Here is an 8,911-nt window from a genome sequence, read left to right on the forward strand (position 1 = left end):
GATGTGTTCATTCACGCCAAAGATTTCCTGGATCAATACGATCCCCGGGCCTTTGCGGGTGTGCGGAATGGCCAGGTAAGCGCCGAATTTACCGTCGGCGCTGTCGATCTCGATCCATTGGGTGGTCACGCTCATGTTGGCTCCTTTCTTCGCATGTGAGTGGGGTGAAGCTTGTTGGGGCTGTAAGTCGTCGATGCTGGGTTCTTGACGTTATCGAGTCCCTGGCGTTTCAGCGGTTATCGCGACGCCAGAAGACTCGAGCCAGCAGCGCATCGAGGCTGAGCTTGCCGGCACCCGAGAGCAACAGCGGCATAAAGGCCGCGAGGTAGATCAGCGGCAGTTTGAAGTTGCCGTGACCCTTGTTGCTGATGGCGTAACCCTGGGCAAGCTCACTCAATGTAGACCAATCGGCCGGCCAGTGAACGGCGGCGGTCGCGACGACCGTGACCACGATCAAAATGATTGCCGAGATCCGCGTTCCCAGGCCGACCATTATGGCCAGGGCGCAGATCAGTTCGGCCCACATCGACAGTTCCCAGTTCAGCGTGGCCGGAAGGTGGTTGAAGGGGAACGGGAAGCTGTCCTGAATATCGGCGAACCAGTTTTCGCCATTGAATTTTTCCAGGCCTGACTCGAAGAATTCCCAGGCGAGGAACACCCGCAGGGTCAGCGGCGCGATCCAGCTACCGGCACGGTCAAGGTTCAGGTGCAGGCCTTTCACGGCCGATGAGAGTGAGGTGGTCATGGGCTTGATCTCCGTTCAGTCAGGGAGGTGGGGCAACGCGGTGCCCCACGCATTGGGTTACTCGCCGGCGCCGCACTTGCCTTCGCCGCATTTACCTTCCGCCGGTTTTTCCGCCGTGTCGGCCTGGACCTGGCTGTAGCGGTGGGCCAGTTATTTCATGCTGAACGCCTGGGACTCAGAGGCTGAAGCCACGTTGGACAGGGCCAGGCCGCCAGCGATGATCAGGCCGAGGGTCAAAGAAGAAGTCGAGAGCTTGAACATGGTGATACTCCGTAGCATTGAGGGAGTTGAGCGCTTTGATCGGCGTGGCCAATCGACAGGCACAGTTCATCAAGCAGGTGTATCTGCGATGTGTCTTTGGCGTGGGGTTTTAGGGGCGGGGTGTGTCGGGAGGGGCGCTGTACACACTGCGATACGTAACCCTGAAATTGCTCAGCTAGAACGCAGACCTGTAGCAGCTGTCGAGCCCCAGCGAGGCTGCGTTCGGCTGCGCAGCAGTCGTAAACCCTGTGCACGCGATTCACCTGGACTACCGAGCTGCTTGGTTTCACGACTGCTGCGCAGCCGAACGCAGCCTCGCTGGGGTTCGACAGCTGCTACAGAGAGCCGGTGGCATGTGATCCGGCCTCGACCGACGACGTCTAGCGTCTGTGTCCCCGCAAATCCCATGGGGCGAGACTTCGGAACCCGGCATGCAAGCGCTGTTGAACGAGATCCTTGACGCAGTACGTCCCCTGATCGGCCAGGGCAAGGTGGCTGACTACATACCCGCCCTCGGTACGGTGCCGGCCGATCAGCTGGGCATCGCGGTGTATGGCAATGACGGCGAACTGTATTGCGCCGGCGATGCCCATTCGCTGTTCTCGGTGCAGAGTATTTCCAAGGTGTTCGGCCTGGTGCAGGCCATCGAACACTCCGGCGAAGCCATTTGGAAACGCCTGGGTCACGAGCCTTCCGGCCAGCCGTTCAATTCGCTGGTGCAACTGGAATTCGAGCGCGGACGCCCGCGCAACCCCTTCATCAATGCCGGTGCGCTGGTGATCTGTGACATCAACCAGTCACGCTTTGCCGCGCCGGCACTGTCGATGCGCGACTTTGTGCGTCGGCTGTCCGGCAACCCGCAAGTCATGGTGGACGGCAAGGTCGCCGAGTCCGAATACCAGCATCGCGCGCGCAACGCTGCGATGGCTTATCTGATGCAGTCTTTCGGCAATTTCCACAACGACGTCGAAGCGGTACTGCGCAGTTACTTCAGCCATTGCGCGCTGCGCATGAGCTGCGTGGATCTGGCGCGGGCGTTCTGTTTTCTGGCCAATGACGGTTTCTGCAAGCACAGCGGCGAACAGATTCTAACCGCCCGCCAGACCCAGCAAGTCAACTCGATCATGGCCACCAGCGGCCTCTACGATGAAGCCGGCAACTTTGCCTATCGCGTCGGTCTGCCCGGCAAGAGCGGCGTAGGCGGAGGGATTGTTGCGGTGGTGCCGGGGCAATTCACGGTGTGCGTCTGGTCGCCGGAGTTGAACACCGCCGGCAACTCCCTCGCGGGCATGGCCGCGCTGGAGTTACTGAGTCAGCGGATTGGCTGGTCGGTGTTCTAGACACTGTGGTGCCGGGTCACAGTGGTCTTTTAGCGTAGGGGGTGACGGGCCGCCGGGTTTTCGATTCCTGTCAGGCGTGCGGTTAATGACGCTCCCGGGATTTTCCTATACATTTTCCGGCCGCCCACTGCATGGTGAAACCGCTTCATGTCTCTTGCGCTCGAACGTCTAGTCGCTGGCACGCCTATCCCTTTCGCCGGGAATCGTGTCTCTGTGGTCAGCCCCGAATTAGCCGCGCGCTTTCAGCCCGGGGACCATTTGCTGGTGGAGCAGGTCAGCGGCGAATTGTTGCTGATTCCGGTGGCTGACCAGCAAGCGGCGGCCATCGCAATCGAGCGTGCCGAAGCGGCGTTCAGCGCAATGTCCGCGGTCTCGGATCAAGCCATCAGCGAGTTCTTTGATCGCTTCGCCCAACGCCTGGAAGACCCTGACTGCTGGGCTTTGATCGAAGCCGCCAACCTGGCCGACATCAAGCGGGCCAAGGCCCGCGACGCTCCACCACGCGGCTTCTGGCGGATGAACGCATGCGTCGCGACATGATCGCCGGCCTCAGGGCCTGGCGCGATGCGTCGGCCACGCGCGGCAAAGTGGTCAGTTGCATCGAGCATGACGGCTGGAAAGTCGAGCAAGTGGTCTCGCCGCTCGGCATCGTCGCGTTCGTCTTCGAAGGCCGGCCAAACGTCTTCGCCGACGCCGCCGGTGTGTTGCGTACGGGTAATACGGCGGTGTTGCGCATTGGCAGCGATGCATTGGGCACGGCGCAAGCCATCGTCACCCACGCGTTGAATCCGGCACTGAGTGACGCCGGGTTGCCGACCGGAGCGGTGTCGCTGGTGGAAAGCGTCAATCACGCGGCCGGTTGGGCGATGTTCGCCGACCGGCGCCTGTCGCTGGCGGTGGCCCGTGGTTCGGGTCGTGCCGTCAGTCAATTGGGCAGCATCGCCCAACAGGCCGGCACCGCCGTCAGCCTGCACGGAACCGGTGGTGCCTGGCTGATCGCCGACAAGGACGCCGACGCCAAACGCTTTGCCGCTGTAGTGCGCAACTCGCTGGATCGCAAAGTCTGCAACACGATGAACGTCTGCCTGATTCACCGTGACCGTGTCGCGGAACTGTTGCCGCTGTTCCTCGACGCGCTGCAACAAGCCGGCATCGCACGCGGGCAGGGCTGCAAATTGCACATCGTCGAAGGCAGCGAGCCGTATTTGCCGACCGATTGGCAGACCGCCAGCGTTGAGGTGTACCGCGCCGAAGGCTATCAAACCGAAGCGTTGGCCGAACCGCTGCCCGAGGATCAGTTGGGCCGTGAGTGGGAATGGGAAGAAACCCCGGAAGTCAGCCTGAAGATTGTCGATGACCTGGACAGCGCCCTCGCGTTGTTCAATCGCTATAGCCCGCAGTTCACCGTGTCGTTGATCAGTGAAGATGCCGCGGCTCAGGAACGCTTCTACAGCGCGGTCAACGCACCCTTTGTCGGTAACGGGATTACCCGTTGGGTCGACGGACAGTACGCACTGAACAAGCCGGAACTGGGTCTTTCAAACTGGGAGAGCGGTCGCCTGTTTGCTCGCAGCGCGATTCTCTCGGGAGATGGGGTGTTCACGATCCGCAGTCGCATGACCCAGACGGATCTGTCGGTCAAACGCTGATCCAGCACCACGACCCCAGTCAACGGCCGCACTATACTTAATGTGCGTCCGTATGGGCGTGGCGAGCGCTCCAAAACGAATCAGATGTCCATAACGCTCGCCTGAGAGTCAGAAGGCTGCACAGCCAATGGACGGGTAGTGCATCTGATGACGTGAGAGAGGGTTACACCATGAAACTTCATTCCTTTCAACAATACTCTCATGATCTGGAAAGGGGCGTTCACGACACGTGGATTACCGCCAGGGTGAAGTCAGCCCTCGCGATGGCCGAACCCAGCCTTGGCCTGCAAACCCATGTCAAAACCCACGGGGGCACGGTGGCATTGAGCGGTCGCGTCAACACCCATAAACAGTGTGAGCAGGCTGTTGCTCTGACCCGTTCGGTTCAGGGGGTCGTCGAAGTCGATGCCAAAGACTTGCTGACTCACGTGTTCACGCCCGGCAGTATTCCAGAACCACCCAACGCTGAAGAGGCCCCTGAGAGTCGGCCACAATCGTCAACAAAGATCGACGATAAATAACCCGGTCGATCGTGTCAGTGCAGCGCTCCCGTGAGCCGGGAGCGCTGCGTCGATCGTCTATCTGCCAATGGATACGTACTTCAGGCGGCTGCTTCTATGGATCGGGCTTGAAGGGCGCAGGTGTCCGGATACTCGGCGAGCGCCACAAAACGGTGGCTATTGGCATCCAGGGCGTCGACCGAACCGGTCTCGATGTCGTAAACCCAACCATGCAAATTCAACAGGCCTTTCTCCTGAGCCAGGCGCACGCTCGGATGCGTCTGGATATTGGCCAGTTGCGCGATGACATTCTCCCGAACCATTGAGCTCACCTTCGCCGCATCATTGGCGTGAGGGCGGGATTCGTTGATGACTTTCGCTGACTCGGCGTGTTGCAACCAGCCGCTGACGGCGGGCAGGTGGTCCATGCATTTGCACTTGGCGACGGCGGTCATGGCGCCGCAGTCCGAGTGCCCGCAGATCACAATATCGGTGACGCCGAGTACTGCGACCGCATATTCGACCGTGGCCGACACACCGCCGGGGTGAGGGCTGTAGGAGGGCACGATGTTGCCGGCATTGCGGATCACAAACAGTTCACCGGGTTCCTGTTGGGTCAGCAGTTCCGGCACGACACGGCTGTCGGAACAGGTGATGAACAGCGTACCCGGATGCTGGGTGGTGGCCAGGTGCTTGAACAGGTCGGTTCGTTGCGGAAAGGCGTCTTTCTGGAACTTCAAAAAACCTTCGATGAGCGCTTTCATGGCGATGTCCTCATACGTGAATCGAATGATTATTTTGTAGCAGCTGCCGAGCCCGCGAGGCTGCGTTCGGCTGCGCAGCAGTCGCCTGGATCTGGCGAGGACTACGTCCTCGAACGCAGCCTCGCGGGCTCGGCAGCTGCTACGGATATAGCGTGATGCGGGCCGGCATCCGCTTAGAAAGGACGCAGTGGCAGGAATTTGCCGTCGAGGGTGATCACCGCGCGGGAGCCGCCTTCCGGGTCTTCGACTTTCTTCATGTCGAGCTTGAAGTTGATCGCACTGATGATGCCGTCGCCGAATTGCTCATGAACCAGGGCTTTCAAGGTGGTGCCGTAAATCTGGATCATTTCGTAAAAGCGGTAGATGGTCGGGTCGGTCGGGACACTCGAGAGGCTGCCGCGCAACGGGATGATCTGCAGGCGGGCCACGGTGTCGGCGTCCAGGTCCAGTTTTTCGCCAATCACTTTGGCGGCGCTTTCCGACAGCGGGTGCTGACCGAGCAGGGCGGCAGTGACGTAGGCCAGACCGAGGCCGGTGCCGTCGGTCAGGTCCTGCCAGGACAGGTTTTTGCTCGCTTTTGCATCGAGGATCGACGTGGTCAGGGCCAGGCTTGGGTCGTTGTAAGCGTGGGACTGTTGCATGGTATTTCTCCTGTCGGGAGTGATGTTGCTTGGGTGTGGAGCAATCTTCTGCTGATCAATCCATAGCGTCCAAGACCGATATACAATGCAGCGCATAAGCACAGCCTATAGATGGTGATTCCCCATGCTGCTCCGACATTTGCGCTATTTGCTGGCGGTCGCCGACCACGGCGGTTTCACTCGCGCCGCCGAGGCGCTTCATGTTTCACAGCCGACCCTGTCCCAACAGATCCGGCAACTGGAAGAAAACCTGGGCGTGAGCCTGTTCGACCGAACCTCGCGCACGGTGAAACCCACCGATGCGGGAGAGGCCTACATCGAATGTGCTCGTCGGGTGCTGGTGGAACTGGAGGCAGGCAAACGTGCGCTGCATGACGTAAAGGACTTGTCCCGCGGCACCCTGCGACTGGCCATGACCCCAACGTTCATGGCGTACCTGGTGGGGCCGCTGGTGCGCGATTACGTGGCGCGGTATCCGAACATCCATCTACAGATTTTCGAGCTGTCGATGGATGACATCGAGGCCGGGCTGGTGGATGACTCACTGGACATCGCCATCGCGTTTACCCAGGTCAGAAATGCCGACATCGAGTCGATCCCGGCGTTTACCGAGACGATGGGCGTCATGGTAGGGCGCGATCACCCGTTATACGAAAGCCAGGACGCGTTGTCCGCGCAAGAGGTCGCGCAGTTGGAGTTTGCGCTGCTGGCTCCAGACTTCGTTACTCGCACCCGCATCGATGAATATTTTGCCCAGGAGCAGATCACGCCGAAGGTGGTGATCGAGGTCAACTCGGTGAGCACCTTGCTGGAAGTCATTCGGCACACGGCCATCGCCACCATCCTTCCGGAGCCTATTGCCACCGAGGACCGGGCGTTGCGCAAAATCCCGTTGTTGGGGGAGGCGCCCAAACGAGGGGCCGCGCTGCTTCGACGCAAAAACAACTATCACAGTGCCGCGTCGGTGGCTTTTATGGAACTGGTGTTGGGTGCGGCTGCAGGTGAGTCGACGGCATCAGTCTTCTATTAATTGGCACACACCATTAGGCGCCTTGCCCGTGGAGGACACCGTGACCGAGTCGTCATCGGAGAGGAGGATCGAGATGATGACGCCCGAACCCTTGGCTTCGAAACGGCGATCGTCAATGGCTTTGGTCTCGGCTTCCTTGCTGTTGATCAACACCGGTCCGTCCTGGTCCGCGTGGACGATGATTTTGCCGGGGCAGTCCGCATCGAACAACGGAACGCCGGTGATGCTGTTTGCATGGGCAGCACTGGCCATTACGAGCAACAGCAAGCCTGTCAGTTGTATGTTCATCACAAACCTCCAATGATCCAGTGCACACGGTTAACGATAGCGTTGTTTGGTGCGCACGAGACAAACAAAAAGGCCCCGCTCGATGTGACGAGCGGGGCCTTTTTTGGATGGGGGTGGAGTAAAACCCCTGGGAGGTATCAGGAGAACCGGTCAATCACCCGAACTTCGTTCTGGTTCTGCATCGAGGTCCATGCCTGTTTCAGCGTTTGCAGAACATTACCGATGAAGTCCTTGTCAGCCGCGGCTTTCTTGCCGACATAGCCTTGGCCGCGACGGTACATCTTCAGTCGGGCGAGCAGGTTCTGGTTGTTCTTGTCGAACTCCGCTTCATGGGCGTGAGGCGACAGGCAGTCGATATGCACCTGGCCCGCCTTGCAGATCCACAGAATATGGCTGTCATGGCTGTCTTTTTGCGCAGCGAACAGATGAGCCAGTTCATCGATAGTGGGTTGATTGTTCAGATTCATAGTAAGCCCCTTGACCATTTGGTGATCTTTCAAAGTTGATTCGCTAATACAGGTAGCCCATCGGTTAGTTGATCCCTGGCACCGAAACCAGGACGTCAGCGGTCAGCCGCCAAATGGGCGGGGTCCCGCGTCTGTTGCATGTAGTCGTGTTGAATAACTGCTACGCAATAGCGTCACAACGAGGAGAAGCGGCGAAAACCTTCTGGCCACTGCCGACATTTTCAGGGTCGACCACAAGCTTCATGAGGATTGATCGCCAGCGCTTCTCGTCTTTGTACTGGACGTTCAGGCCAGGTCAGCTTCTTCAATCTGCCTTGTGGGCAGCGTGTATCCGGGAAAAACAGCTCGGCGGTCAGACGAGCTTGCTCAAACGTGTTGCTGTTCTCCCGATCGGGGAGATGTCTGCATCATGCAAGGGCAAATCGGAGGCGTCAACGGTTTTGTAGTGATTTTTTTAGTCACTACATATTGTCGGACAAAGTCGTTTGGAATTAAAAAGCGGAATGGGAAAGCGCCAGTCAGGACGCTGGCAGCGATGCCTGGAATCGGTAAACGGTGCAGGGATAACCGTCTACCGGCAGCTGATGCAGGGTGAACTCGCCATGGGTGAGATCGGCCAAGACCCGGGCCCAGAAACGCTGCGCAGGCTGATTCACGTCGAGGTGGAAAATTTGCCATTGACCGGGGAACCGGCTCAAGAGGGTGGAAACGACAAACTTCGCGACGCCTTGGCCACGAAAGCGTCGACTGACAAAAAAGTAGCCGATGTTGTACTCGGCGCCGTGAAGATGGGTTTCATCATCCATCGTCACGAAGCCGGCCAATTCTCCATCAACCTTGATCAGAAACGGCCTGGTTGCGGGGTTGCGCCAGTAACCCAGTTTGGGCTGAGCGTTGAAAAAGCCATGCTCACCGAGCTTCAGCGGCAGCCACTCGCTGAAGTCATACATGTAGAACTGCATCAGGTTTTCAATCGTTTCCAGTTCGTCGCGCTGGGCGGCGTGCAGTTCTATCAAGGGCATGCTCGTAGGCTCCTGAGGCGCACTCAGTGGGGGGCGAAATCGTATTTCCCACCTTTTTTCAGTGCGGCTTGATAGGCCGGGCGAGCCTGAAAGCGTTCAATCCAGGCCGCTATATGAGGATAGTTGCCGAGCTTGCCTTGGGCTCTGGCGATCTCACCGATAAAACTCATCTGGATGTCGGCAGCGCTGAATTCATCGCCCAGC

12 protein-coding genes and 1 pseudogene are annotated in these 8,911 nt (G+C 59.0%); 4 read left to right on the forward strand and 9 right to left on the reverse strand.

What is annotated here, in order from left to right; all coding sequences use genetic code 11:
- The 3 genes from WLY71_RS27855 to WLY71_RS31635 all read right to left on the reverse strand — a co-directional run.
- The coding region (locus WLY71_RS27855) for a dienelactone hydrolase family protein (protein ID WP_347806131.1) at positions 1–135 on the reverse strand (135 nt) is incomplete at its 3' end.
- A 94-nt stretch (positions 136–229) separates the two neighbouring features.
- On the reverse strand, positions 230–745 hold the full coding sequence (locus WLY71_RS27860) for an HvfX family Cu-binding RiPP maturation protein (protein WP_347806120.1): 516 nt from the start codon (positions 743–745) through the stop codon (positions 230–232).
- Between the two features lie 57 nt (positions 746–802).
- Positions 803–895: an HvfA family oxazolone/thioamide-modified RiPP metallophore gene (locus tag WLY71_RS31635; RefSeq protein ID WP_430624435.1), complete on the reverse strand. Its 93-nt coding sequence runs from the start codon at positions 893–895 to the stop codon at positions 803–805.
- 542 nt (positions 896–1,437) lie between these two features.
- On the opposite strand from WLY71_RS31635, the gene glsB reads away from it, so the two are divergent.
- From glsB to WLY71_RS27880, 3 genes and pseudogenes are all read left to right on the forward strand, one after another.
- Positions 1,438–2,346, forward strand: a complete 909-nt coding sequence (gene glsB / locus WLY71_RS27870) for a glutaminase B (RefSeq protein ID WP_347806122.1) — start codon at positions 1,438–1,440, stop codon at positions 2,344–2,346.
- A gap of 147 nt (positions 2,347–2,493) precedes the next feature.
- Positions 2,494–3,995, forward strand: a pseudogene (locus WLY71_RS27875) (aldehyde dehydrogenase family protein).
- 170 nt (positions 3,996–4,165) lie between these two features.
- The gene (locus tag WLY71_RS27880) at positions 4,166–4,516 is read left to right on the forward strand and encodes a BON domain-containing protein (protein WP_347806123.1); all 351 of its coding nucleotides are present in this window, start codon (positions 4,166–4,168) and stop codon (positions 4,514–4,516) included.
- Positions 4,517–4,596: 80 nt separating this feature from the next.
- Here the strand turns inward: WLY71_RS27880 and WLY71_RS27885 are convergent, their stop codons facing one another.
- Together WLY71_RS27885 and cynS are read right to left on the reverse strand one after the other, a co-directional pair.
- On the reverse strand, positions 4,597–5,259 hold the full coding sequence (locus WLY71_RS27885) for a carbonic anhydrase (RefSeq protein WP_347806124.1): 663 nt from the start codon (positions 5,257–5,259) through the stop codon (positions 4,597–4,599).
- 173 nt (positions 5,260–5,432) lie between these two features.
- Positions 5,433–5,900: a cyanase gene (cynS, locus tag WLY71_RS27890; RefSeq protein WP_347806125.1), complete on the reverse strand. Its 468-nt coding sequence runs from the start codon at positions 5,898–5,900 to the stop codon at positions 5,433–5,435.
- A gap of 124 nt (positions 5,901–6,024) precedes the next feature.
- Between cynS and cynR the strand changes: the two genes are divergently transcribed.
- Positions 6,025–6,930, forward strand: a complete 906-nt coding sequence (cynR, locus tag WLY71_RS27895; protein WP_347806126.1) for a transcriptional regulator CynR — start codon at positions 6,025–6,027, stop codon at positions 6,928–6,930.
- On the opposite strand, the gene WLY71_RS27900 is transcribed toward cynR, so the two are convergent.
- The 4 genes from WLY71_RS27900 to WLY71_RS27915 all read right to left on the reverse strand — a co-directional run.
- The gene (locus tag WLY71_RS27900; protein WP_347806127.1) at positions 6,916–7,218 is read right to left on the reverse strand and encodes a hypothetical protein; all 303 of its coding nucleotides are present in this window, start codon (positions 7,216–7,218) and stop codon (positions 6,916–6,918) included. The genes cynR and WLY71_RS27900 overlap by 15 nt on opposite strands.
- Positions 7,219–7,355: 137 nt before the next feature.
- On the reverse strand, positions 7,356–7,685 hold the full coding sequence (locus WLY71_RS27905) for a hypothetical protein (protein ID WP_347806128.1): 330 nt from the start codon (positions 7,683–7,685) through the stop codon (positions 7,356–7,358).
- Between the two features lie 518 nt (positions 7,686–8,203).
- Positions 8,204–8,707, reverse strand: coding sequence for a GNAT family N-acetyltransferase (locus WLY71_RS27910; protein WP_347806129.1), 504 nt, complete (start codon positions 8,705–8,707; stop codon positions 8,204–8,206).
- A gap of 23 nt (positions 8,708–8,730) precedes the next feature.
- Positions 8,731–8,911 (reverse strand): glutathione binding-like protein (locus WLY71_RS27915; protein ID WP_347806130.1); only part of this gene is annotated, 181 nt, incomplete at its 5' end.

This window comes from Pseudomonas rossensis, assembly GCF_039888995.1.
Lineage (GTDB): Bacteria > Pseudomonadota > Gammaproteobacteria > Pseudomonadales > Pseudomonadaceae > Aquipseudomonas > Aquipseudomonas rossensis.

Bases quoted from the DNA above. Each gene is read 5' to 3' on its own strand.
- WLY71_RS27885 (WP_347806124.1), bottom strand. From the start codon at position 5,259: ATGAAAGCGCTCATCGAAGGTTTTTTGAAGTTCCAGAAAGACGCCTTT.
- WLY71_RS27900 (WP_347806127.1), bottom strand. From the start codon at position 7,218: ATGAACATACAACTGACAGGCTTGCTGTTGCTCGTAATGGCCAGTGCT.
- WLY71_RS27910 (WP_347806129.1), bottom strand. From the start codon at position 8,707: ATGCCCTTGATAGAACTGCACGCCGCCCAGCGCGACGAACTGGAAACG.
- WLY71_RS27905 (WP_347806128.1), bottom strand. From the start codon at position 7,685: ATGAATCTGAACAATCAACCCACTATCGATGAACTGGCTCATCTGTTC.
- glsB (WP_347806122.1), top strand. From the start codon at position 1,438: ATGCAAGCGCTGTTGAACGAGATCCTTGACGCAGTACGTCCCCTGATC.
- cynS (WP_347806125.1), bottom strand. From the start codon at position 5,900: ATGCAACAGTCCCACGCTTACAACGACCCAAGCCTGGCCCTGACCACG.
- WLY71_RS27860 (WP_347806120.1), bottom strand. From the start codon at position 745: ATGACCACCTCACTCTCATCGGCCGTGAAAGGCCTGCACCTGAACCTT.
- WLY71_RS27880 (WP_347806123.1), top strand. From the start codon at position 4,166: ATGAAACTTCATTCCTTTCAACAATACTCTCATGATCTGGAAAGGGGC.
- cynR (WP_347806126.1), top strand. From the start codon at position 6,025: ATGCTGCTCCGACATTTGCGCTATTTGCTGGCGGTCGCCGACCACGGC.